Here is a 24648-nt window from a genome sequence, read left to right on the forward strand (position 1 = left end):
CATCTATTTGTAGAAGGTAAATTAGTTGTATTCCAACTTTTTCTTATGGTACGATGTTATATAGTTTTTCCCGTTTGGGAGGAGGTAGGCAATGAATCGGATATTTCGTAATGTATTCTTCTGGGTACTCATATTTTTTGTCGTAATCGGCGTAATAGGAGTATTTAATGGACAGAATGAAGAAGCAGAACAATTTAACGTTAAACAGTTTATGGATGCTTTAAATAATGGTGAAATCGATGAAATGACGATGCAACCAGCAAATGGTATTATGCGTTTTACTGGAACGCTGACAGATGATGAGCAACAATTCGTAGCACAGGTTCCGGATAATACAGATATAATTGCCTCGATTACTGATCAGGCAAATGAGCAAAGTGTACTTCATGTAGAGGAAGAGGAGCAACCAAGTGCTTGGGTTACTTTTCTAACTACGATGATTCCATTTTTAATTATCGGACTGTTCTTCTTATTTATACTTAGCCAAGCCCAAGGTGGAGGCGGCGGTGGCCGTGTCATGAACTTTGGTAAGAGTAAAGCTAAAATGTATAGTGAAGAGAAGAAGAAGGTACGTTTCAAAGATGTAGCAGGTGCCGATGAAGAGAAACAGGAGCTAGTGGAAGTGGTGGACTTCTTGAAGGATCCACGTAAATTCTCCACAGTCGGTGCAAGAATTCCAAAAGGGGTACTCCTTGTAGGACCTCCAGGAACAGGTAAAACATTGCTGGCACGTGCAGTTGCTGGTGAAGCTGGAACGCCATTCTTCTCGATTAGTGGTTCCGACTTTGTTGAGATGTTTGTCGGTGTTGGTGCTTCTCGTGTACGTGATTTATTTGAGAACGCGAAGAAGAATGCACCTTGTATCATCTTTATTGATGAAATTGATGCAGTTGGTAGACAGCGTGGTGCTGGACTTGGCGGTGGCCATGATGAACGTGAGCAAACGCTAAACCAATTGCTAGTAGAAATGGACGGATTTGGTGTAAACGAAGGTATCATTATCATCGCAGCAACAAACCGTGCAGATATCCTTGACCCTGCATTGTTACGTCCAGGACGTTTTGACCGTCAAATCACGGTTGATCGCCCAGATGTAAAAGGACGTCAAGAAGTATTACAAGTTCATGCTAGAAATAAACCACTAGATAATACAGTGGATTTAAAAGTTATTGCGATGCGCACACCAGGTTTCTCTGGTGCCGATTTAGAAAACTTGCTTAACGAGGCGGCGCTTGTGGCAGCCCGTAGTGACCGAAGCGAGATCAACATGCTTGATGTTGATGAAGCAATTGACAGAGTAATTGCGGGGCCTGCGAAGAAGAGCAGGGTTATTTCCCAAAAAGAGCGTAATATCGTTGCCTATCATGAAAGTGGACATACAATTATCGGGATGGTCTTAGATGATGCCGATATGGTTCACAAGGTTACGATTGTACCTCGTGGGCAAGCTGGCGGTTATGCTGTCATGCTTCCTAGGGAAGACCGTTACTTTATGACAAAACCTGAGCTGTTTGATAAGATCACAGGGCTTCTTGGTGGTCGAGTTGCTGAAGAAATTATCTTTGGTGAAGTAAGTACCGGAGCACATAATGACTTCCAGCGTGCAACAGGTATTGCCCGTAAAATGATTACCGAATATGGTATGAGTGATAAGATTGGACCACTACAATTCACTAGTGGCGGCGGTGGCGATGTATTCCTTGGTCGGGATATCGGTAATGAGCAGAACTATAGTGACTCTATTGCACGCGATATTGACCAAGAAATGCAGAACTTCATTAACTACTGCTACGATCGTGCGAAAACAATTCTTACGGAAAACCGAGACAAACTGGAGCTTGTTGCGAAAACGCTTCTTGAAGTGGAAACACTTGATGCGAAACAAATCAAGTCCCTGTTTGAAGACGGTACACTACCTGAGCCAGAAGATTACGGCACAGACTCCGATAGTGATGTGAAGGTAAACATTCAATCCAAGGATGACGAGCCTGAATCTTTCGAAGAGGCGAAGGAAGCAGAACGTAAAGAAAAAGATCATTATATCGATGACCCAATTATGCAGGACAACAAACCTGCTTCTGGGGACGACGATGATGACGAAGATAAAAACAAAAAGTAAGTAATCGAAGAAAAGGCAGTTCTCTAATCTGGAGACTGCCTTTTTTTGATAGATAAGGAAGTATAAATAATTGGCGGTATGTTGTTCATTGACAGGGGGAGCCACTTCCAGCTCCAGCGCCCAGAAACTAGGCGACTTCACTTCATTGCCCTACGATAAAGAAGACTTGCCGACTGGTGAAACCAGAGGCTTAGTCGCACTTATACCCTTGTGGTGAAAGTCATCATCGGTTCGTAAAATAAAGGAAGGTCGACTAAAACCGGCCTTGCCGGCCAACGCCGACATACCCCTGATGCAGGGGCATGATTCATTTATCTCAGTTGATTCGTTCCACTCGCTACGTGGGCCCGGAGGATCCGGGTCATGCCGACGTTGCCTCAGGACGAGGCGAACTTAGTCGGCGTTCCTTAAAACGGGCGCCCTGCGCTTTTGTTCTGGTGAAAACCAGTTGGTCTAATGAGCAGAGTGCATCATTTTACAGAGGTATTTCTAAATAGGCAGCCAATCTGGACATTGCGCATTGCAAGATGAATTATGGTATATTATAAGTTGTATAAAAAGGATAGTAGGTCTTAAGAGAAGGGTCTGAATAGGTATGCTGTTTGTATTAGACGTAGGAAACACGAATACGGTTCTGGGGGTGTTTGAACAGGACGAGCTTAAGCATGAATGGCGGATCAAGACAGACCGTTATAAAACAGAAGATGAATTCGGAATGTTAATAAAGTCATTATTTGACCATAAAGGGATTGCCTTTTCAGATATACATGGGGTCATCATTTCCTCTGTAGTTCCACCAATTATGTTTGCGTTGGAGAGAATGTGTCAGTTATATTTCCACCAGGAACCAGTGGTAATTGGAAAAGACGAGGTTCAATCCTATCTTAAAATGAAATATCCAAATCCTAAAGAAATTGGCGCAGACCGAGTGGTAAATGCGGTAGGTGCAATTGCAGAGTATAAGGCGCCATTGATTGTCATTGATTTTGGGACAGCCACAACTTACTGCTATATTAATAAGGATGAGGAATACGAAGGTGGTGTGATTTCCCCGGGCATTAATGTTTCCATGGAAGCACTCTATAGTAAAGCATCGAAGCTGCCCAAAATTGAAATTGTACCGCCACACAATGTTGTAGGAACTTCAACAGTGGAAGCCATGCAATCTGGTGTGTTTTATGGCTATGTTGGGCAGGTTGATGGAATTGTGAAACGTATTGAACAACAAAACAATATAAATGCCACAGTGATTGCCACAGGTGGTTTGGCTTCCCTGATCTCAGACGCATCGGAAACGATTGATCATGTTGATTCACACTTAACGTTAAAGGGATTGTATTTAATCTATCAAAGGAATAAGCAAAGCTAGCTAACATAAGGAGGAAGCAGCATGAAGGATTATTTAATAAAAGCAACGGCATATCAAGGAAAAGTAAGAGCGTATGCGGCGACATCAACAGAAACAGTAGAGGAAGCACGAAAAAGGCATGATACATGGGCTACTGCATCTGCCGCATTAGGTAGAACGATTACGATTACAGCGATGATGGGTGCAATGCTTAAGGGTGAAGATTCTCTAACTGTAAAAGTAGAGGGCGGAGGGCCAATTGGGGCTATTATTGCAGACGCGAATGCACAAGGGCATGTCCGCGGTTATGTGTCTAATCCGCATGTAGATTTTGATTTAAATGCAAAAGGAAAACTTGATGTAGCTAGAGCGGTCGGAGTAGAAGGTAATTTGAGTGTGACAAAGGATTTAGGCTTAAAAGAATTTTTCACTGGAGAAGTGCCGATTATTTCCGGGGAAATTAGTGAGGATTTCACGTACTATTTTGCCAACTCAGAGCAAGTCCCATCTTCTGTTGGTGCTGGGGTACTTGTGAACCCAGACCATACCATTTTGGCTTCGGGCGGATTTATCCTGCAAATTATGCCTGGGGCTGATGATGAGATTATTACCAAGCTAGAAAATCAAATTGCCTCCATCCCGCCAATTTCTTCCCTTATAAGAGAAGGGAATAGCCCAGAGGAAATTCTGGAACGGTTGCTTGGGGAAGAAGAGCTAAAAATCCACGAGAAACAACCTTTAGAATTTCGTTGCAGGTGCTCGAGGGAAAGACTTGAACAAGCGATTATTGGGTTAGGGAACGAAGAAATTGAAAACATGATTCAAGAGGATCATGGTGCAGAAGCTAGTTGTCATTTTTGTAACGAAAAATATGTCTTCACAGAAGATGAGTTAAAGGCCTTAAAGCAATAAAGCAATAAAGCAAGGCAATACAGGGGGAATTACAGAATGTCGAAAAAATTATTGCTTGGCATCATTGTCATCCTTATTATTACCAATATTGCTTCGTTAACCTTTTGGAATAATGGGGAGGAGTCACCGGCAGAATCAGCAGGAGAAGAGAATGGTCCTGCGATAGACACGAAAGAGCCGGTTGCAACCATTGGTGGAGAAGAAATTTCCTATGAAAACTGGATGAGCAGTTTACGTTCCAATCACGGGAAGAAACAATTAAAGACGATGGTGGACCACGAGGTTGTTGCTCAGTTAGCAGAAGAGAAAGGCATTGAAATAGATGAAAAGGTAATAAACCGGGAAGTAGCGATGCTGACAGCAATGCAAGGTGTCATGACAGAAGAGGAATATGACGAGGCTGAAAAAGGCTGGCGGGAAGATATTCGCTATCGCTATCAGTTGGAAATGCTGCTGACCGAAGGAACGGACATTCCTGAAGGTGATATGGAGAGTCACTACCAAACCTATGGTAACCAGTATAATGTAACACCGTCCATGCAATTATCGCACATTGTGGTAGACGACGAGGAAACAGCTAATAAAGTAAAGGAAGAGTTAGATAATGGTGCGTCTTTTAATATGCTGGCACAAGAGTACTCGACTGATGAAGAATCAAGAGATGCTGGAGGCTATTTAGGGTATATTTTTACGACGAGTCAATTTTTTCCGGATGGCTATGAAGAGGTAGCTGCAGATATGGATGAGCATTCATACAGTGAACCTTTTGCTGTAGGGAATCAGTATGCGGTCATTTACTTACACAAAAAATTGTCAGGAATTGATTTCACGTACGAGGAAATGAAGCCTTATATTAGAACGGAGCTGGCCATGCATAAACTTGACCAGACCTTAACGGCAGAACCGCTGTGGGAAGAACTAGACATTGAGTGGGTATATGATGAATAAACTAGTATTGGTTGACATTTAACGTGATAAACCGTACATTAGAATTAAATCATACAAAATGACTAGGGATTAGGAGGGGTTTCAATGAGAGTAGCTGATAATATTTCTGGACTGATTGGCCAGACTCCAATTGTAAAGTTAAACGGCATTAGTGATGACAACAGTGCTGATATTTATGTGAAGCTTGAATTTATGAATCCTGGAAGTTCTGTTAAGGATCGTATCGCGTTGGCGATGATCGAGGCAGCGGAAAAGGAAGGGGCCATAAAAGAGGGCGATACAATTATTGAACCGACAAGTGGGAACACTGGGATCGGGCTTGCTATGGTTGCAGCAGCCAAAGGTTATCAAGCAGTGCTTGTAATGCCAGATACAATGAGTAAGGAACGGAGAAATTTACTACGTGCTTATGGAGCCAAGCTTGTGTTAACACCAGGAGCTGAAGGAATGAAAGGCGCCATAAATAAAGCTGGAGAATTACAAAAGGAACACGGCTATTTCATGCCACAGCAATTTAACAATCAAGCTAATCCTGAAGTACATGCACGGACAACTGGGAAAGAAATCGTCGAACAAATGAAAGAAGAAGGACTCGATGCCTTTGTTTCAGGAATTGGAACAGGTGGTACGATCACAGGTGCCGGTAAAGTATTAAAAGAGCACTTTGATGGAGTTAAAATATATGCAGTTGAACCAGAAGATTCTGCTGTTTTATCTGGAAATAAGCCTGGTCCGCATAAAATTCAAGGAATTGGGGCTGGCTTCGTACCGGAAATTTTGGATACCGAGATTTACGACGAAGTTCTTCCTATCACAAATGAGGAAGCCTTTGCGACTTCTCGAGAAGTGGCTACAACCAACGGCATCCTTGGCGGAATTTCTGCTGGTGCTGCAGTTGCCGCAGCGAAGAAAGTGGCCAAACAGCTTGGTAAAGGAAAGAAAGTTCTTGCGGTGTTCCCGGACAACGGAGAGCGTTATTTATCTACCCCGCTGTACCAGTTTGAAGAAAATAATGAGTAAGTAAACTATAATGCGAGGCCAGTACCTGAGGAGGTGCTGGCTTTTGTTTTTAAACAGGCTTTTGTGCGTTTGATTAAGAACTGGCAAACAGGTCGCCTGCCATACAGGTTTGTGGTACGATAGTAGGTGATTAAGGGTGTGAAAGAAGGTTCGATGAAGTTGAAGCTCAAAACAAAACATAAGATATATGACTTAACAGAACGAACGCATATAATGGGGATATTAAATGTTACGCCAGACTCCTTTTCAGATGGAGGCCATTATAATTCCGTAGAAAAGGCGGTAGAGCAGGCAGTCTTATTGGAACGTAATGGTGCGGATATTATCGATATAGGTGGTGAATCTACCAGACCTGGCCATGATCCTGTCGGAGTGGAAGAGGAAATAAATCGAGTCGTCCCCGCGATTAAAGCCATAAAAGAAAACGTGTCGATTCCAATCTCTATTGATACGTATAAGGCAGAGACGGCAAGGAGAGCATTGGAAGCAGGTGCAGATATTATTAATGACGTGTGGGGAGCGAAAATGGAACCAGATATTGCACATGTCGCAGCTGAATATGGTGCCCCCCTTATTCTCATGCATAATCGAGATAATCTGGAATACGGTGCTCTAATTGATGATATGAAACAAGATCTTTATGAGAGCATACACATTGCCCAATCAGCAGGTGTGAAACATGAAAACATCATCATCGACCCAGGTGTAGGTTTTGCTAAAACTGCTGATGATAATTTGCTCGTCATGAATAACCTGGAAGCATTTCATAGCTTAGGTTTCCCGCTATTGTTGGGCACGTCAAGAAAACGATTTATCGGAAACCTGCTCGGCACCGAACCTAACCAGCGCGATGTCGGGACTGGTGCTACGACATGCCTTGGTATAACAAAGGGTGTGCAGATCGTGCGCGTACACAATGTGAAGCTGAATAAAGAGCTAGCCGTCATGATGGACGCTATGCTTAAGGCTGGGAGTGTGGGAAATGGATAAAATTATACTGCGCAATCTACAATTTTATGGATATCACGGATTGCTTCCAGAGGAAAACAAACTTGGTCAGCGGTTTAATGTCGATGTAGAGTTGTATGTTAGCTTACAAAAAGCAGGCAAATCAGATAATATGCATGATTCTATCCATTATGGACAAGCTTATGAGAAGATTAAAGCCGTGGTAGAAGGGGATGCAAAGAATTTAGTTGAAGCAGTGGCAGAAAATATTGCCGGAACTTTGCTTGAGTCTTTTTCCATGCTAACGGCTTGCAGAGTAAAAGTAATCAAGCCAGATCCTCCAATCCCTGGCCATTACCAGTCGGTTGCTGTTGAAATATTTAGGGAGAGATAGAATGAATACAGTATTTTTAGCATTAGGAACAAATATCGAACCAAGAGAACGTTACTTAAAAGATGCCCTGCGATTATTAGATGCATATTCGGAGATAACGATAGATCAGGTATCCTCTATATATGAAACAGCACCTGTAGGGTATACAGATCAGGCCGATTTTTTAAACATGGTTGTCCAAGTCCACACCTCCTTTTCTTCTGAACGGTTATTGGGTACATGCCAGGAAATTGAAAAACAGCTTGGGAGAAAAAGAGATATACGCTTCGGTCCCCGCACCATAGACCTTGACATTTTGCTTTATAATCAAGAAAATATAAAAACGGAACAATTAATTATTCCTCACCCAAGGATGCATGAGCGCGCTTTTGTTCTCATACCATTACGGGAAATTGCACCAACTGCGATGATACCTTCTCTTGGGAAGCGTGTGGGGGAATTAATAAATGAACTTCCAGAAACAGACATAAAGGATGTACAACGATGGATGCGAAGCGAATTGGGAGAAGAATAAAGGCCTTTCGCAAATTAAAAGGATATACACAAATATCTTTTGCGGAAAAGGCGGATGTACCTATAGCTGTTATCGGAGCAGTAGAAAGAGGAACGAAGACTGCTGATGATGAACTGTTGGATAAAGTTACTGAATCTCTTGGTATCACAAGAGAAGAATTAATCCTTGAGGAACAAACTGAAGAGATCTAGTCCGTCATATTTATAAGCTATGCGTGCTAGTTTTTTATACATTTTTAGAGATTTACATTAATGACAGGAGTGATAGTAATGTCAGAAGAATTAAATGAACACATGCGGGTAAGAAGAGACAAGCTTAATACGTATAGGGAGCAAGGGCTTGATCCGTTTGGTAACAGGTATGATCGTACGCATCTTGCACAGGAGTTGCTCAAAGCATACGACCAATTTACGAAGGAAGAGTTAGAAGAGAAATCTGAAAGTGTTACGATAGCTGGAAGAATGATGACCAAAAGAGGAAAAGGAAAAGCAGGTTTTGCCCATATCCAGGATTTGAGCGGGCAGATTCAATTATATGTTCGTAAAGATGCAATAGGAGAAGAAGCATACGAGATTTTCCAATCAACGGACCTTGGGGATATTGTCGGTGTTACTGGTGTTATGTTTAAAACAAATGTTGGGGAGCTTTCTGTTAAAGCTACGGAATTCCATTTGTTAACGAAATCTCTTCGTCCTTTACCAGAAAAATATCATGGGCTCAAAGATATCGAACAACGTTACCGTCAGCGTTATCTTGATTTGATTACAAACCTGGACAGCCGAGAAACATTTGTCCTACGGAGTAAAATCATTCAATCTATGAGACGTTACTTAGATGGACAGGGCTTTCTTGAAGTTGAGACACCGATGATGCATGGTATTCCAGGTGGCGCTTCTGCACGTCCATTCGAAACCCATCATAACGCTTTGGATATTCCATTATATATGCGTATTGCAATTGAACTTCATTTGAAGCGGCTTATAGTAGGTGGCTTAGAAAAGGTTTATGAGATCGGCCGTGTTTTCCGTAATGAGGGTGTTTCAACGAGACACAACCCAGAATTTACGATGATTGAGTTATACGAAGCATATGCAGATTATAAAGATATTATGGCACTGACAGAAAGTCTAATCGCTCATATTGCAAAAGAGGTCTTAGGAACAACGAAGGTCATTTATGGAGAAGAAGAAGTGGATCTTGAACCGGCTTGGAAAAGAGTTCATATGGTAGATGCGGTAAAAGAAGCAACCGGTGTAGACTTTTGGAAAGAAATGTCCGATGAAGAAGCAAGAGGTCTTGCGAAGGAGCATGGGATTGAAATTACGGATACGATGTCCTTTGGTCATGTGGTAAACGAGTTCTTCGAGCAAAAAGTAGAAGAAACGTTAATCCAACCTACCTTTATTTATGGACATCCTGTAGCAATTTCTCCACTAGCTAAGAAAAACCCAAAAGATGAACGATTCACGGATCGTTTTGAACTATTTATTGTAGGCCGTGAGCATGCGAATGCATTTAGTGAGCTGAATGATCCAATCGATCAACGTGAACGTTTCGAAGCGCAAGTGAAAGAACGTGCAGAAGGAAATGACGAAGCACATCTTATGGATGAAGATTTCTTAGAAGCGTTGGAGTATGGTATGCCTCCAACAGGTGGTTTAGGCATTGGTATTGATAGGTTAGTCATGTTATTGACTAATGCACCGTCAATTCGTGATGTTCTATTGTTCCCACAAATGCGTAACAAATAAAGAAACAATTATTTAAAACCCATTGGAGGAACACTCCGGTGGGTTTTTTACATAGTATATGAAGAGAATTGCGGCTAAAGGTGGCCTTTCTTCTGGTTTCTTCTATTCTATGAAAGCCAAAAAATCAAGCTTAGAATACTGTGAAATAGCTGTTTAGCAGCCTTAAACAAAAGGGCGGTAAATAAATGGCTAAATTGGTTAAATAGTACGAATAAACTTTTCATTAATTTTTTGTTAAAATTCACTTGCGTTCAGTATTGAATCATGGTAAATTAAATATCGTTGCTTCAACGGGAGGCAACAAAACAAAATCATTAAGAGTTCATCAGTTAAAAACATTTTAAAAAATGCTTGACTTGAACAACTCGATGTGATATATTAATAAAGTCGCCAATTGATGAGCGACACACAAAATTGCTCTTTGAAAACTGAACAAAACAACCAGTATGTCAAGGAAAAACAGCTTGCTGTTTTTCGAAGAAATACAAAGCAGAAGTCAGCTTCTGTGAAGCTAAGACGCATCATGTTGATTGGTGTCGACATGATACAAACTTTTTTGGAGAGTTTGATCTTGGCTCAGGACGAACGCTGGCGGCGTGCCTAATACATGCAAGTCGAGCGCAGGAAGCAAGCAGATCCCCTTCGGGGGTGACGCTTGTGGAATGAGCGGCGGACGGGTGAGTAACACGTGGGCAACCTGCCTGTAAGACTGGGATAACCCCGGGAAACCGGGGCTAATACCGGATAACACTTTTCGTTGCATGACGAGAAGTTGAAAGGCGGCTTCGGCTGCCACTTACAGATGGGCCCGCGGCGCATTAGCTAGTTGGTAAGGTAACGGCTTACCAAGGCGACGATGCGTAGCCGACCTGAGAGGGTGATCGGCCACACTGGGACTGAGACACGGCCCAGACTCCTACGGGAGGCAGCAGTAGGGAATCTTCCGCAATGGACGAAAGTCTGACGGAGCAACGCCGCGTGAGTGATGAAGGTCTTCGGATCGTAAAACTCTGTTGTTAGGGAAGAACAAGTCGGGTAGTAACTGACCCGGCCTTGACGGTACCTAACCAGAAAGCCCCGGCTAACTACGTGCCAGCAGCCGCGGTAATACGTAGGGGGCAAGCGTTGTCCGGAATTATTGGGCGTAAAGCGCTCGCAGGCGGTCCTTTAAGTCTGATGTGAAATCTCGCGGCTCAACCGCGAACGGTCATTGGAAACTGGAGGACTTGAGTACAGAAGAGGAGAGTGGAATTCCACGTGTAGCGGTGAAATGCGTAGAGATGTGGAGGAACACCAGTGGCGAAGGCGACTCTCTGGTCTGTAACTGACGCTGAGGAGCGAAAGCGTGGGGAGCGAACAGGATTAGATACCCTGGTAGTCCACGCCGTAAACGATGAGTGCTAGGTGTTAGGGGGTTTCCGCCCCTTAGTGCTGAAGTTAACGCATTAAGCACTCCGCCTGGGGAGTACGGCCGCAAGGCTGAAACTCAAAAGAATTGACGGGGGCCCGCACAAGCGGTGGAGCATGTGGTTTAATTCGAAGCAACGCGAAGAACCTTACCAGGTCTTGACATCCTCTGCTATTCCTAGAGATAGGAAGTTCCCTTCGGGGACAGAGTGACAGGTGGTGCATGGTTGTCGTCAGCTCGTGTCGTGAGATGTTGGGTTAAGTCCCGCAACGAGCGCAACCCTTGATCTTAGTTGCCAGCATTTAGTTGGGCACTCTAAGGTGACTGCCGGTGACAAACCGGAGGAAGGTGGGGATGACGTCAAATCATCATGCCCCTTATGACCTGGGCTACACACGTGCTACAATGGATGGAACAAAGGGAAGCAAAACCGCGAGGTCAAGCAAATCCCATAAAACCATTCTCAGTTCGGATTGCAGGCTGCAACTCGCCTGCATGAAGCCGGAATCGCTAGTAATCGCGGATCAGCATGCCGCGGTGAATACGTTCCCGGGCCTTGTACACACCGCCCGTCACACCACGAGAGTTGGTAACACCCGAAGTCGGTGAGGTAACCTTTTGGAGCCAGCCGCCGAAGGTGGGACCAATGATTGGGGTGAAGTCGTAACAAGGTAGCCGTATCGGAAGGTGCGGCTGGATCACCTCCTTTCTAAGGATAGAAACGGAACGCCGAAGGTTCTCTTGCGAGAGCCTTCCGGTAAGGACATACATGGTTGTTTGGTTCAGTTTTGAGGGAGCAATTCTCTCGCTTGTACCTTGAAAACTAAATAAGAGTAACAACGACATCAAATAAAGTAATGCAAGGCTAAGAAATTAGCACGCTTATTTACTGTAACTTAGTTAAGTGAATAAGGGCGCACGGTGGATGCCTTGGCACTAGGAGCCGATGAAGGACGGGACTAACACCGATATGTCTCGGGGAGTCGTAAGTAGACATTGATCCGGGAATTTCCGAATGGGGGAACCCACTGTTCGTAATGGAGCAGTATCGTTATCTGAATACATAGGGTAACGAAGGCAGACCCGGGGAACTGAAACATCTCAGTACCCGGAGGAAGAGAAAGCAAATGCGATTTCCCAAGTAGCGGCGAGCGAAACGGAATTAGCCCAAACCAGAAAGCTTGCTTTCTGGGGTTGTAGGACACTCCACACGGAGTTACAAAGAAACTCTTTAGATGAATCGATCTGGAACGATCAGCCATAGCAGGTAAGAGCCCTGTAATCGAAAAGGAGTTTCCTCCGGAGTGTATCCTGAGTACGGCGGAACACGAGAAATTCCGTCGGAATCCGGGAGGACCATCTCCCAAGGCTAAATACTCCCTAGTGACCGATAGTGAACCAGTACCGTGAGGGAAAGGTGAAAAGCACCCCGGGAGGGGAGTGAAAGAGAACCTGAAACCGTGTGCCTACAAGTAGTCGAAGCCCGTTAATGGGTGACGGCGTACCTTTTGTAGAATGGACCGGCGAGTTACGATCGTATGCAAGGTTAAGTGGAAGACACGGAGCCGCAGCGAAAGCGAGTCTGAATAGGGCGATATAGTATGCGGTCGTAGACCCGAAACCGTGTGATCTACCCATGTCCAGGGTGAAGGTCAGGTAACACTGACTGGAGGCCCGAACCCACGTATGTTGAAAAATGCGGGGATGAGGTGTGGGTAGGGGTGAAATGCCAATCGAACACGGAGATAGCTGGTTCTCTCCGAAATAGCTTTAGGGCTAGCCTCAAGCATCGAGTACTGGAGGTAGAGCACTGATTGGACTAGGGGCCCTCATCGGGTTACCGAATTCAGTCAAACTCCGAATGCCAGATACTTAGACTTGGGAGTCAGACTATGGGTGATAAGGTTCATAGTCGAAAGGGAAACAGCCCAGACCGCCAGCTAAGGTCCCAAAGTATACGTTAAGTGGAAAAGGATGTGGAGTTGCCCAGACAACCAGGATGTTGGCTTAGAAGCAGCCATCATTTAAAGAGTGCGTAATAGCTCACTGGTCGAGTGACTCTGCGCCGAAAATGTACCGGGGCTAAACGTATCACCGAAGCTGCGGATTGTTCTTCGAACAATGGTAGGAGAGCGTTCTGTGTGCTGTGAAGTCAGACCGTGAGGACTGGTGGAGCGCACAGAAGTGAGAATGCCGGTATGAGTAGCGAAAAAAGAGTGAGAATCTCTTTCACCGAATGCCTAAGGTTTCCTGAGGAAGGCTCGTCCTCTCAGGGTTAGTCGGGACCTAAGCCGAGGCCGAAAGGCGTAGGCGATGGACAACAGGTAGATATTCCTGTACCACCTCTTGAATGTTTGAGCAATGGGGGGACGCAGTAGGATATGGAATGCGCACCGATGGATGTGTGCGCCCAAGCAGTGAGAATGTTGGATAGGCAAATCCGTCCAACTTAAGTTCAAGCTGTGATGGGGAGGGAAATTGAGTACCGAAGTTCCAGATTTCACACTGCCAAGAAAAGCCTCTAGTGAGTTCAAAGGTGCCCGTACCGCAAACCGACACAGGTAGGCGAGGAGAGAATCCTAAGGTGAGCGGGAGAACTCTCGTTAAGGAACTCGGCAAAATGACCCCGTAACTTCGGGAGAAGGGGTGCTCCTTTATGGAGGAGCCGCAGTGAATAGGCCCAAGCGACTGTTTAGCAAAAACACAGGTCTCTGCGAAGCCGTAAGGCGAAGTATAGGGGCTGACACCTGCCCGGTGCTGGAAGGTTAAGGGGAAGCGTTAGGCGCAAGCCGAAGCGTAGAACCGAAGCCCCAGTAAACGGCGGCCGTAACTATAACGGTCCTAAGGTAGCGAAATTCCTTGTCGGGTAAGTTCCGACCCGCACGAAAGGTGCAACGACTTGGGCACTGTCTCAACGAGAGACCCGGTGAAATTATACTATGCGTGAAGATGCGCATTACCCGCGACAGGACGGAAAGACCCCGTGGAGCTTTACTGTAGCCTGATATTGAATGTTGGTACAGCTTGTACAGGATAGGTGGGAGCCTTCGAAGCGTGAGCGCTAGCTTACGTGGAGGCATCCGTGGGATACCACCCTGGCTGTACGAACCTTCTAACCCAGGACCGTAATCCGGTTCGGAGACAGTGTCAGGCGGGCAGTTTGACTGGGGCGGTCGCCTCCCAAAAGGTAACGGAGGCGCCCAAAGGTTCCCTCAGAATGGTTGGAAATCATTCGCAGAGTGTAAAGGCACAAGGGAGCTTGACTGCGAGACCTACAAGTCGAGCAGGGACGAAAGTCGGGCTTAGTGATCCGGTGGTTCCGCATGGAAGGGCCATCGCTCAACGGATAAAAGCTACCCCGGGGATAACAGGCTTATCTCCCCCAAGAGTTCACATCGACGGGGAGGTTTGGCACCTCGATGTCGGCTCATCGCATCCTGGGGCTGTAGTCGGTCCCAAGGGTTGGGCTGTTCGCCCATTAAAGCGGTACGCGAGCTGGGTTCAGAACGTCGTGAGACAGTTCGGTCCCTATCCGTCGTGGGCGTTGGAAGTTTGAGAGGAGCTGTCCTTAGTACGAGAGGACCGGGATGGACACACCGCTGGTGTACCAGTTGTTCCGCCAGGAGCATAGCTGGGTAGCTACGTGTGGCAGGGATAAGTGCTGAAAGCATCTAAGCATGAAGCCCCCCTCAAGATGAGACTTCCCATCACTTCGAGTGAGTAAGATCCCTCAGAGACGATGAGGTTGATAGGTCCGAGGTGGAAGCGTGGTGACACGTGGAGCTGACGGATACTAATAGATCGAGGACTTAACTAAACTTTTTTCTTGATTCGTTGTTTTCTCTTATTTAGTTTTTAGGGTATGAGCAAAAAAACCCTTGCATTTCTTATGGAAAATGCATATAATATATCTTGTCCTTCTTTTTAGGGCGGTCTGGTAGTAATAGCGGAGAGGTCACACCTGTTCCCATGCCGAACACAGAAGTTAAGTTCTCCAGCGCCGATGGTAGTTGGGGCTTTGCCCCTGCAAGAGTAGGACGCCGCCAGGCGAAATTAAATATTTCTTTGCACATTATACATGTGCGTTGGAGGATTAGCTCAGCTGGGAGAGCACCTGCCTTACAAGCAGGGGGTCGCAGGTTCGAGCCCTGCATCCTCCACCATTCGCCGGCCTAGCTCAATTGGTAGAGCAACTGACTTGTAATCAGTAGGTTGGGGGTTCAAGTCCTCTGGCCGGCACCATTATTCATTTCCGAATGTACAAGCTAAATCTTTTGGTATGAGCCATTAGCTCAGTTGGTAGAGCATCTGACTTTTAATCAGAGGGTCGAAGGTTCGAATCCTTCATGGCTCACCATTTAAACACTTTTGCGGGTGTGGCGGAATTGGCAGACGCGCTAGATTTAGGATCTAGTGTCTTCGGACGTGGGGGTTCAAGTCCCTTCACCCGCACCATTTAAATACTTTAATAATTACGCTGCGGAAGTAGTTCAGTGGTAGAACACCACCTTGCCAAGGTGGGGGTCGCGGGTTCGAATCCCGTCTTCCGCTCCATGCCCAAGCCGGGGTGGCGGAATTGGCAGACGCACAGGACTTAAAATCCTGCGGTAGGTTCTACCGTGCCGGTTCGAGTCCGGCCCTCGGCACCATAAGCGCCCGTAGCTCAATTGGATAGAGCGTTTGACTACGGATCAAGAGGTTAGGGGTTCGACTCCTCTCGGGCGCGCCATTATTTCGGGAAGTAGCTCAGCTTGGTAGAGCACATGGTTTGGGACCATGGGGTCGCAGGTTCAAATCCTGTCTTCCCGACCATTATTAAAGCATTGGGGCCTTAGCTCAGCTGGGAGAGCGCCTGCCTTGCACGCAGGAGGTCAGCGGTTCGATCCCGCTAGGCTCCACCATAATTTTATTGCTCTTTGAAAACTGAACAAAACAACCAGTATGTCAAGGAAAAACAGCTTGCTGTTTTTCGAAGAAATACAAAGCAGAAGTCAGCTTCTGTGAAGCTAAGACGCATCATGTTGATTGGTGTCGACATGATACAAACTTTTTTGGAGAGTTTGATCTTGGCTCAGGACGAACGCTGGCGGCGTGCCTAATACATGCAAGTCGAGCGCAGGAAGCAAGCAGATCCCCTTCGGGGGTGACGCTTGTGGAATGAGCGGCGGACGGGTGAGTAACACGTGGGCAACCTGCCTGTAAGACTGGGATAACCCCGGGAAACCGGGGCTAATACCGGATAACACTTTTCGTTGCATGACGAGAAGTTGAAAGGCGGCTTCGGCTGCCACTTACAGATGGGCCCGCGGCGCATTAGCTAGTTGGTAAGGTAACGGCTTACCAAGGCGACGATGCGTAGCCGACCTGAGAGGGTGATCGGCCACACTGGGACTGAGACACGGCCCAGACTCCTACGGGAGGCAGCAGTAGGGAATCTTCCGCAATGGACGAAAGTCTGACGGAGCAACGCCGCGTGAGTGATGAAGGTCTTCGGATCGTAAAACTCTGTTGTTAGGGAAGAACAAGTCGGGTAGTAACTGACCCGGCCTTGACGGTACCTAACCAGAAAGCCCCGGCTAACTACGTGCCAGCAGCCGCGGTAATACGTAGGGGGCAAGCGTTGTCCGGAATTATTGGGCGTAAAGCGCTCGCAGGCGGTCCTTTAAGTCTGATGTGAAATCTCGCGGCTCAACCGCGAACGGTCATTGGAAACTGGAGGACTTGAGTACAGAAGAGGAGAGTGGAATTCCACGTGTAGCGGTGAAATGCGTAGAGATGTGGAGGAACACCAGTGGCGAAGGCGACTCTCTGGTCTGTAACTGACGCTGAGGAGCGAAAGCGTGGGGAGCGAACAGGATTAGATACCCTGGTAGTCCACGCCGTAAACGATGAGTGCTAGGTGTTAGGGGGTTTCCGCCCCTTAGTGCTGAAGTTAACGCATTAAGCACTCCGCCTGGGGAGTACGGCCGCAAGGCTGAAACTCAAAAGAATTGACGGGGGCCCGCACAAGCGGTGGAGCATGTGGTTTAATTCGAAGCAACGCGAAGAACCTTACCAGGTCTTGACATCCTCTGCTATTCCTAGAGATAGGAAGTTCCCTTCGGGGACAGAGTGACAGGTGGTGCATGGTTGTCGTCAGCTCGTGTCGTGAGATGTTGGGTTAAGTCCCGCAACGAGCGCAACCCTTGATCTTAGTTGCCAGCATTTAGTTGGGCACTCTAAGGTGACTGCCGGTGACAAACCGGAGGAAGGTGGGGATGACGTCAAATCATCATGCCCCTTATGACCTGGGCTACACACGTGCTACAATGGATGGAACAAAGGGAAGCAAAACCGCGAGGTCAAGCAAATCCCATAAAACCATTCTCAGTTCGGATTGCAGGCTGCAACTCGCCTGCATGAAGCCGGAATCGCTAGTAATCGCGGATCAGCATGCCGCGGTGAATACGTTCCCGGGCCTTGTACACACCGCCCGTCACACCACGAGAGTTGGTAACACCCGAAGTCGGTGAGGTAACCTTTTGGAGCCAGCCGCCGAAGGTGGGACCAATGATTGGGGTGAAGTCGTAACAAGGTAGCCGTATCGGAAGGTGCGGCTGGATCACCTCCTTTCTAAGGATAGAAACGGAACGCCGAAGGTTCTCTTGCGAGAGCCTTCCGGTAAGGACATACATGGTTGTTTGGTTCAGTTTTGAGGGAGCAATTCTCTCGCTTGTACCTTGAAAACTAAATAAGAGTAACAACGACATCAAATGTAAAGCTGAAACAACTGTTCAGCGATGTACGGACTGGACTGAGCCGTAGGAGATAAAGGAAACACGAGGACCGTTAGGGAATCGATGTTGACTTATCGTACGAAGGTGAAGGAAGTCACGCTAATCGCTAGTTGTTGAAGCTGGATTAGTAATGCAAGGCTAAGAAATTAGCACGCTTATTTACTGTAACTTAGTTAAGTGAATAAGGGCGCACGGTGGATGCCTTGGCACTAGGAGCCGATGAAGGACGGGACTAACACCGATATGTCTCGGGGAGTCGTAAGTAGACATTGATCCGGGAATTTCCGAATGGGGGAACCCACTGTTCGTAATGGAGCAGTATCGTTATCTGAATACATAGGGTAACGAAGGCAGACCCGGGGAACTGAAACATCTCAGTACCCGGAGGAAGAGAAAGCAAATGCGATTTCCCAAGTAGCGGCGAGCGAAACGGAATTAGCCCAAACCAGAAAGCTTGCTTTCTGGGGTTGTAGGACACTCCACACGGAGTTACAAAGAAACTCTTTAGATGAATCGATCTGGAACGATCAGCCATAGCAGGTAAGAGCCCTGTAATCGAAAAGGAGTTTCCTCCGGAGTGTATCCTGAGTACGGCGGAACACGAGAAATTCCGTCGGAATCCGGGAGGACCATCTCCCAAGGCTAAATACTCCCTAGTGACCGATAGTGAACCAGTACCGTGAGGGAAAGGTGAAAAGCACCCCGGGAGGGGAGTGAAAGAGAACCTGAAACCGTGTGCCTACAAGTAGTCGAAGCCCGTTAATGGGTGACGGCGTACCTTTTGTAGAATGGACCGGCGAGTTACGATCGTATGCAAGGTTAAGTGGAAGACACGGAGCCGCAGCGAAAGCGAGTCTGAATAGGGCGATATAGTATGCGGTCGTAGACCCGAAACCGTGTGATCTACCCATGTCCAGGGTGAAGGTCAGGTAACACTGACTGGAGGCCCGAACCCACGTATGTTGAAAAATGCGGGGATGAGGTGTGGGTAGGGGTGAAATGCCAATCGAACACGGAGATAGCTGGTTCTCTCCGAAATAGCTTTAGGGCTAGCCTCAAGCATCGAGTACTGGAGGTAGAGCACTGATTGGACTAGGGGCCCTCATCGGGTTACCGAATTCAGTCAAACTCCGAATGCCAGATACTTAGACTTGGGAGTCAGACTATGGGTGATAAGGTTCATAGTCGAAAGGGAAACAGCCCAGACCGCCAGCTAAGGTCCCAAAGTATACGTTAAGTGGAAAAGGATGTGGAGTTGCCCAGACAACCAGGATGTTGGCTTAGAAGCAGCCATCATTTAAAGAGTGCGTAATAGCTCACTGGTCGAGTGACTCTGCGCCGAAAATGTACCGGGGCTAAACGTATCACCGAAGCTGCGGATTGTTCTTCGAACAATGGTAGGAGAGCGTTCTGTGTGCTGTGAAGTCAGACCGTGAGGACTGGTGGAGCGCACAGAAGTGAGAATGCCGGTATGAGTAGCGAAAAAAGAGTGAGAATCTCTTTCACCGAATGCCTAAGGTTTCCTGAGGAAGGCTCGTCCTCTCAGGGTTAGTCGGGACCTAAGCCGAGGCCGAAAGGCGTAGGCGATGGACAACAGGTAGATATTCCTGTACCACCTCTTGAATGTTTGAGCAATGGGGGGACGCAGTAGGATATGGAATGCGCACCGATGGATGTGTGCGCCCAAGCAGTGAGAATGTTGGATAGGCAAATCCGTCCAACTTAAGTTCAAGCTGTGATGGGGAGGGAAATTGAGTACCGAAGTTCCAGATTTCACACTGCCAAGAAAAGCCTCTAGTGAGTTCAAAGGTGCCCGTACCGCAAACCGACACAGGTAGGCGAGGAGAGAATCCTAAGGTGAGCGGGAGAACTCTCGTTAAGGAACTCGGCAAAATGACCCCGTAACTTCGGGAGAAGGGGTGCTCCTTTATGGAGGAGCCGCAGTGAATAGGCCCAAGCGACTGTTTAGCAAAAACACAGGTCTCTGCGAAGCCGTAAGGCGAAGTATAGGGGCTGACACCTGCCCGGTGCTGGAAGGTTAAGGGGAAGCGTTAGGCGCAAGCCGAAGCGTAGAACCGAAGCCCCAGTAAACGGCGGCCGTAACTATAACGGTCCTAAGGTAGCGAAATTCCTTGTCGGGTAAGTTCCGACCCGCACGAAAGGTGCAACGACTTGGGCACTGTCTCAACGAGAGACCCGGTGAAATTATACTATGCGTGAAGATGCGCATTACCCGCGACAGGACGGAAAGACCCCGTGGAGCTTTACTGTAGCCTGATATTGAATGTTGGTACAGCTTGTACAGGATAGGTGGGAGCCTTCGAAGCGTGAGCGCTAGCTTACGTGGAGGCATCCGTGGGATACCACCCTGGCTGTACGAACCTTCTAACCCAGGACCGTAATCCGGTTCGGAGACAGTGTCAGGCGGGCAGTTTGACTGGGGCGGTCGCCTCCCAAAAGGTAACGGAGGCGCCCAAAGGTTCCCTCAGAATGGTTGGAAATCATTCGCAGAGTGTAAAGGCACAAGGGAGCTTGACTGCGAGACCTACAAGTCGAGCAGGGACGAAAGTCGGGCTTAGTGATCCGGTGGTTCCGCATGGAAGGGCCATCGCTCAACGGATAAAAGCTACCCCGGGGATAACAGGCTTATCTCCCCCAAGAGTTCACATCGACGGGGAGGTTTGGCACCTCGATGTCGGCTCATCGCATCCTGGGGCTGTAGTCGGTCCCAAGGGTTGGGCTGTTCGCCCATTAAAGCGGTACGCGAGCTGGGTTCAGAACGTCGTGAGACAGTTCGGTCCCTATCCGTCGTGGGCGTTGGAAGTTTGAGAGGAGCTGTCCTTAGTACGAGAGGACCGGGATGGACACACCGCTGGTGTACCAGTTGTTCCGCCAGGAGCATAGCTGGGTAGCTACGTGTGGCAGGGATAAGTGCTGAAAGCATCTAAGCATGAAGCCCCCCTCAAGATGAGACTTCCCATCACTTCGAGTGAGTAAGATCCCTCAGAGACGATGAGGTTGATAGGTCCGAGGTGGAAGCGTGGTGACACGTGGAGCTGACGGATACTAATAGATCGAGGACTTAACTAAACATTTTCTTGATTCGTTGTTTTCTCTTATTTAGTTTTTAGGGTATGAGCAAAAAAAACCCTTGCATTTCTTATGGAAAATGCATATAATATATCTTGTCCTTCTTTTTAGGGCGGTCTGGTAGTAATAGCGGAGAGGTCACACCTGTTCCCATGCCGAACACAGAAGTTAAGTTCTCCAGCGCCGATGGTAGTTGGGGCTTTGCCCCTGCAAGAGTAGGACGCCGCCAGGCGAAGTGAAAATGCTAAGCTCACATGTATTTGTGTCTTAGCATTTTTTTGTATATAGCAGTAGAAAGATTTATTTCACATTCTACTATTTAAAAAGGTTAATCCATATATTCTTAAGAAGAGAGCTTTAAGGGGGTGGGAAGATTGGATGAATTTTTAGAAAGTCTGCTTGGAGAGGAATTTCTCCTTGTTATGACGCGGATTTTGTTTGCACTTATACTATCAGGTTTAATAGGATTTGAAAGGGAAATTAAAAATCATTCTGCTGGATTTCGAACCCATATTTTAGTGGGTGTAGGGTCATGTCTTATGATGTTATTATCATTGTATGGATTTGAAGCATTTATGGCCTCCCACAATAATTTACAATTTGACCCATCGAGGATTCCATCTTACGTTATAAGTGGTATTGGTTTTCTAGGGGCAGGGACAATTATTGTATATGGTGGCACGATAAGGGGACTAACGACAGCGGCATCTATTTGGACTGTAGCAGGGATTGGGCTCGTGGTGGGTGCAGGTATGTATGCTGTTGCCTTCTTTACAACACTTTTAATCTTATTAAGCTTAATTTTTCTAAATAACTTTGAAAAGCTATTCAGGAAAGAAAGTACTATCACATTAATTCAGATTGTAGCGCTACCTAATATAAAGATTAAAGATGTCGTCTCTGTGTTTGAGAAGTTTAATTTAACCATTCAAAATGTAGAAATTATTCAAGCGGAGCATAACATGAGAAATATTTATATAAAGGTAGTGAAAGATGCTGAATTGAATCGTATCCAATTCTTTGAAGAAATTTCCCGAATTGATAACGTGAAAAATATATCGGAAAATAAATAAACACAATAAAATCTTACAGCACTAGTATAGCTGTAAGATTTTTTTCATATTTAGAAAGAGTAGGCTACATTTTAGAGCGGCAAGTAAGTAGTTCTAGAGTAAATCCACTAAAAGATAGGTTTTGTCACTGCTGTTTTTGTCTAAAATAAATAAAGGACAATGTTTGCATCTCTAAAAATTTATCGTATAATAAAGATAAAGTCAAAGATAGTCAAAGTCAAAAGGCCTTTATGTTAAAGGAGGTGCACAGGATGAGTAATATTTCTGACATCATAGAAAGTTATCTTAAACAAATTCTTCAGGATAAAGGGAGAAATGCAATAGAAATAAAGCGGAGTGAAATTGCCGACCAGTTCCAATGTGTTCCCTCTCAAATAAATTACGTCATTAAAACGCGTTTCACAATTGAAAAAGGGTATATAGTAGAGAGTAAACGGGGTGGCGGGGGTTACATTCGCATTATGCGTGTCATTCATCAGGATAAATCAGAGTTAATTGATGAAATAATTGAAATGATAAACCCTGTAGTAACCCAACAGGCAGCAATTGATGTGCTTGATCGATTACTAGAAGAGCAACTAATCACTGCACGGGAAGCGAAAATTATGCTTAGTGCGATTGGGAGAGATACTTTGGCATTTCAGCTTCCTCTACGGGACGAAGTGCGTGCAAGAGTCCTAACATCCATGTTGTCGACATTGAAGTATTTAAATAAGTAAGGGGGATTTCTCATGGAATGCCAGGAGTGCCACGAGCGACCCGCTACACTGCACTTTACGAAATACGTGAATGGGCAGAAGAGCGAAGTCCATGTTTGTGAGGTTTGTGCAAAGGAAAAGGGATATATGCACTACCCTGAAGAAGGTTATTCATTGCATAATTTACTTTCAGGCTTAATGAATTTTGATACATCTACCCTTAAGGGACATCCACAAAGTACCTTTCAACAGGTAAAGGAATTACAGTGTCCAAAATGTGAAATGACCTTTTCCGAATTTAAACAGGTTGGAAAGTTCGGTTGCGCGGTATGCTATGACACGTTTTCTGAACGATTAGACCCAATATTTCGCAGGGTTCATGCCGGGAATACAAGGCATCACGGTAAAATCCCCAAACGCCAGGGGGGAGACCTGCATAAAAAGAAATTAATTGAGGATTACAAGGACAAATTAAAAGAATTAATTGAGAATGAAGCTTTTGAAGAAGCAGCGGAGATTAGAGATAAGATAAAGGCGTTGGAAACAAACGCACAAGCTCCAGAAGAAGGTGACCATTCATGACCTTACAAAACTTTATGAATGAAGCAATTAGTCCCTGGATGCGGGAGGAAGGACCTGACAGCGACATTGTGTTAAGCAGCCGAATCCGATTGGCGAGAAACTTTGCAAATGTATCCTATCCGATTATAGCGGACAAAGATAAATTAGAAGAAATTCGTGATTTTTTCCGTGCCAACTATGAAGATCAATCTTTTGAGGATTATAAAGATTTTGCATTTGTACCTATTCGTGATTTATCACCTGTAGAAAAGCGGGTGCTCGTGGAGAAACACTTAATTAGCCCGCATCTTGCGGAAAACGCAGAGACAGCCGCAGCTTTAATTTCGGAAAACGAACAAGTATCGCTAATGATTAATGAAGAGGATCACATTCGGATTCAGCTTTACCTCCCAGGATTTCAATTGGAAAATGCATTGCAAAAAGCATTTACCTTTGATGATTACCTGGAGGAGAAAATCAATTATGCCTTTGATGAAACAAGAGGATACTTAACTAGTTGTCCAACAAATGTAGGGACGGGAATGCGTGCCTCTGTAATGATGCATCTACCTGCATTGGCTATGACCAAGCAAATTAACCGAATGATTCCATCCATTAACCAGCTCGGACTTGTAGTTAGAGGGATCTATGGAGAGGGCAGTGAAGCGATTGGTAGTATCTTTCAAATATCCAATCAGATTACGTTGGGCAAAACAGAGGAAGACATCGTAGAAGACCTACAGAGTGTTGTAAAACAGTTAATTGATCATGAAAGAAGCGCACGCAGTCGTATACTGGAACAATCGCGTACCTCATTGGAAGATCGGATTTTCCGCTCTTATGGGGTATTAGAATACAGTAGAGTAATCGAGTCCAAAGAGGCAGCGGTATGTTTATCCAATGTGCGGCTTGGAATTGATTTAGGATTCATTGAAAATGTATCACGGAATATATTAAATGAGTTAATGGTTTTAACACAGCCAGGTTTCTTACAGCAGTATGCAAAGCGGACTCTTACCGCCAATGAACGAGATATACTTCGCGCCTCATTGATCCGGGAAAGACTGCAATTAGAAAATAGTTAGGAG

General features: G+C 46.0%; 14 protein-coding genes, 9 tRNA genes and 6 rRNA genes. All 29 read left to right on the forward strand.

Annotated features, from left to right (window positions below; all coding sequences use genetic code 11):
• Positions 1–91 precede the first annotated feature (91 nt).
• Positions 92–2119: an ATP-dependent zinc metalloprotease FtsH gene (ftsH, locus tag LG273_RS00475; protein ID WP_404457026.1), complete on the forward strand. Its 2028-nt coding sequence runs from the start codon at positions 92–94 to the stop codon at positions 2117–2119.
• A 595-nt stretch (positions 2120–2714) separates the two neighbouring features.
• Complete coding sequence (locus LG273_RS00480; RefSeq protein WP_404457028.1) at positions 2715–3488, forward strand: type III pantothenate kinase; 774 nt, start codon at positions 2715–2717, stop codon at positions 3486–3488.
• Between the two features lie 21 nt (positions 3489–3509).
• Positions 3510–4379, forward strand: coding sequence for an Hsp33 family molecular chaperone HslO (gene hslO, locus LG273_RS00485; protein WP_404457030.1), 870 nt, complete (start codon positions 3510–3512; stop codon positions 4377–4379).
• Positions 4380–4415: 36 nt separating this feature from the next.
• Positions 4416–5327, forward strand: a complete 912-nt coding sequence (locus LG273_RS00490; RefSeq protein ID WP_404457032.1) for a peptidylprolyl isomerase — start codon at positions 4416–4418, stop codon at positions 5325–5327.
• Positions 5328–5411: 84 nt separating this feature from the next.
• Complete coding sequence (gene cysK / locus LG273_RS00495; RefSeq protein WP_379560716.1) at positions 5412–6347, forward strand: cysteine synthase A; 936 nt, start codon at positions 5412–5414, stop codon at positions 6345–6347.
• 153 nt (positions 6348–6500) lie between these two features.
• The gene (gene folP / locus LG273_RS00500; protein ID WP_404457034.1) at positions 6501–7337 is read left to right on the forward strand and encodes a dihydropteroate synthase; all 837 of its coding nucleotides are present in this window, start codon (positions 6501–6503) and stop codon (positions 7335–7337) included.
• Positions 7330–7689 (forward strand): dihydroneopterin aldolase, encoded by a 360-nt coding sequence (gene folB, locus LG273_RS00505; RefSeq protein WP_379560715.1) that lies wholly within the window; start codon positions 7330–7332, stop codon positions 7687–7689. Before folP ends, folB begins: the two co-directional genes overlap by 8 nt.
• A gap of 1 nt (position 7690) precedes the next feature.
• Positions 7691–8203, forward strand: coding sequence for a 2-amino-4-hydroxy-6-hydroxymethyldihydropteridine diphosphokinase (gene folK / locus LG273_RS00510; protein WP_379560714.1), 513 nt, complete (start codon positions 7691–7693; stop codon positions 8201–8203).
• A complete protein-coding gene (locus tag LG273_RS00515) occupies positions 8173–8394 on the forward strand; it encodes a helix-turn-helix domain-containing protein (protein WP_379560713.1) in 222 nt (73 codons plus the stop codon). Before folK ends, LG273_RS00515 begins: the two co-directional genes overlap by 31 nt.
• Before the next feature lie 78 nt (positions 8395–8472).
• The gene (lysS, locus tag LG273_RS00520) at positions 8473–9954 is read left to right on the forward strand and encodes a lysine--tRNA ligase (RefSeq protein ID WP_404457037.1); all 1482 of its coding nucleotides are present in this window, start codon (positions 8473–8475) and stop codon (positions 9952–9954) included.
• Between the two features lie 553 nt (positions 9955–10507).
• Positions 10508–12071: ribosomal RNA gene (locus tag LG273_RS00525) — 16S ribosomal RNA — on the forward strand.
• Between the two features lie 189 nt (positions 12072–12260).
• Positions 12261–15179: ribosomal RNA gene (locus LG273_RS00530) — 23S ribosomal RNA — on the forward strand.
• Between the two features lie 116 nt (positions 15180–15295).
• Positions 15296–15411, forward strand: a 5S ribosomal RNA gene (gene rrf / locus LG273_RS00535).
• Between the two features lie 38 nt (positions 15412–15449).
• A tRNA-Val gene (locus tag LG273_RS00540) sits at positions 15450–15525 on the forward strand.
• Between the two features lie 3 nt (positions 15526–15528).
• Positions 15529–15604: transfer RNA gene (locus tag LG273_RS00545), tRNA-Thr, on the forward strand.
• A 39-nt stretch (positions 15605–15643) separates the two neighbouring features.
• A tRNA-Lys gene (locus tag LG273_RS00550) sits at positions 15644–15719 on the forward strand.
• Positions 15720–15732: 13 nt separating this feature from the next.
• Positions 15733–15817 (forward strand) — tRNA-Leu (locus LG273_RS00555).
• 24 nt (positions 15818–15841) lie between these two features.
• Positions 15842–15916: transfer RNA gene (locus LG273_RS00560), tRNA-Gly, on the forward strand.
• Positions 15917–15923: 7 nt separating this feature from the next.
• Positions 15924–16011 (forward strand) — tRNA-Leu (locus tag LG273_RS00565).
• A gap of 3 nt (positions 16012–16014) precedes the next feature.
• Positions 16015–16091: transfer RNA gene (locus tag LG273_RS00570), tRNA-Arg, on the forward strand.
• Between the two features lie 6 nt (positions 16092–16097).
• Positions 16098–16174 (forward strand) — tRNA-Pro (locus LG273_RS00575).
• Positions 16175–16187: 13 nt separating this feature from the next.
• A tRNA-Ala gene (locus LG273_RS00580) sits at positions 16188–16263 on the forward strand.
• A gap of 147 nt (positions 16264–16410) precedes the next feature.
• A 16S ribosomal RNA gene (locus tag LG273_RS00585) occupies positions 16411–17974 on the forward strand.
• 335 nt (positions 17975–18309) lie between these two features.
• Positions 18310–21228 (forward strand): 23S ribosomal RNA (locus LG273_RS00590).
• 116 nt (positions 21229–21344) lie between these two features.
• Positions 21345–21460, forward strand: a 5S ribosomal RNA gene (gene rrf / locus LG273_RS00595).
• The 16S, 23S and 5S rRNA genes sit together here with 9 tRNA genes alongside, the layout of an rRNA operon.
• A 142-nt stretch (positions 21461–21602) precedes the next feature.
• Positions 21603–22301, forward strand: a complete 699-nt coding sequence (locus tag LG273_RS00600; protein WP_404457039.1) for an MgtC/SapB family protein — start codon at positions 21603–21605, stop codon at positions 22299–22301.
• Between the two features lie 251 nt (positions 22302–22552).
• A complete protein-coding gene (locus LG273_RS00605; protein WP_379563978.1) occupies positions 22553–23020 on the forward strand; it encodes a CtsR family transcriptional regulator in 468 nt (155 codons plus the stop codon).
• Between the two features lie 12 nt (positions 23021–23032).
• Positions 23033–23581 carry a UvrB/UvrC motif-containing protein gene (locus tag LG273_RS00610; protein WP_379563976.1) on the forward strand — a complete coding sequence of 183 codons (549 nt, stop codon included), beginning with the start codon at positions 23033–23035 and terminating at the stop codon, positions 23579–23581.
• On the forward strand, positions 23578–24645 hold the full coding sequence (locus tag LG273_RS00615; RefSeq protein WP_379563974.1) for a protein arginine kinase: 1068 nt from the start codon (positions 23578–23580) through the stop codon (positions 24643–24645). Before LG273_RS00610 ends, LG273_RS00615 begins: the two co-directional genes overlap by 4 nt.
• Positions 24646–24648: the final 3 nt, after the last annotated feature.

This window comes from Oceanobacillus kapialis (genome assembly GCF_044790185.1).
Taxonomy (GTDB): Bacteria; Bacillota; Bacilli; order Bacillales; family Amphibacillaceae; genus Oceanobacillus_B; species Oceanobacillus_B kapialis.

Excerpts from the sequence above, each read along its gene's own strand:
- LG273_RS00480 (WP_404457028.1), top strand. The coding sequence starts at position 2,715 with ATGCTGTTTGTATTAGACGTAGGAAACACGAATACGGTTCTGGGGGTG.
- folB (WP_379560715.1), top strand. The coding sequence starts at position 7,330 with ATGGATAAAATTATACTGCGCAATCTACAATTTTATGGATATCACGGA.
- LG273_RS00515 (WP_379560713.1), top strand. The coding sequence starts at position 8,173 with ATGGATGCGAAGCGAATTGGGAGAAGAATAAAGGCCTTTCGCAAATTA.
- folK (WP_379560714.1), top strand. The coding sequence starts at position 7,691 with ATGAATACAGTATTTTTAGCATTAGGAACAAATATCGAACCAAGAGAA.
- hslO (WP_404457030.1), top strand. The coding sequence starts at position 3,510 with ATGAAGGATTATTTAATAAAAGCAACGGCATATCAAGGAAAAGTAAGA.
- ftsH (WP_404457026.1), top strand. The coding sequence starts at position 92 with ATGAATCGGATATTTCGTAATGTATTCTTCTGGGTACTCATATTTTTT.
- lysS (WP_404457037.1), top strand. The coding sequence starts at position 8,473 with ATGTCAGAAGAATTAAATGAACACATGCGGGTAAGAAGAGACAAGCTT.
- LG273_RS00610 (WP_379563976.1), top strand. The coding sequence starts at position 23,033 with ATGGAATGCCAGGAGTGCCACGAGCGACCCGCTACACTGCACTTTACG.
- LG273_RS00605 (WP_379563978.1), top strand. The coding sequence starts at position 22,553 with ATGAGTAATATTTCTGACATCATAGAAAGTTATCTTAAACAAATTCTT.
- LG273_RS00615 (WP_379563974.1), top strand. The coding sequence starts at position 23,578 with ATGACCTTACAAAACTTTATGAATGAAGCAATTAGTCCCTGGATGCGG.
- cysK (WP_379560716.1), top strand. The coding sequence starts at position 5,412 with ATGAGAGTAGCTGATAATATTTCTGGACTGATTGGCCAGACTCCAATT.
- folP (WP_404457034.1), top strand. The coding sequence starts at position 6,501 with ATGAAGTTGAAGCTCAAAACAAAACATAAGATATATGACTTAACAGAA.
- LG273_RS00490 (WP_404457032.1), top strand. The coding sequence starts at position 4,416 with ATGTCGAAAAAATTATTGCTTGGCATCATTGTCATCCTTATTATTACC.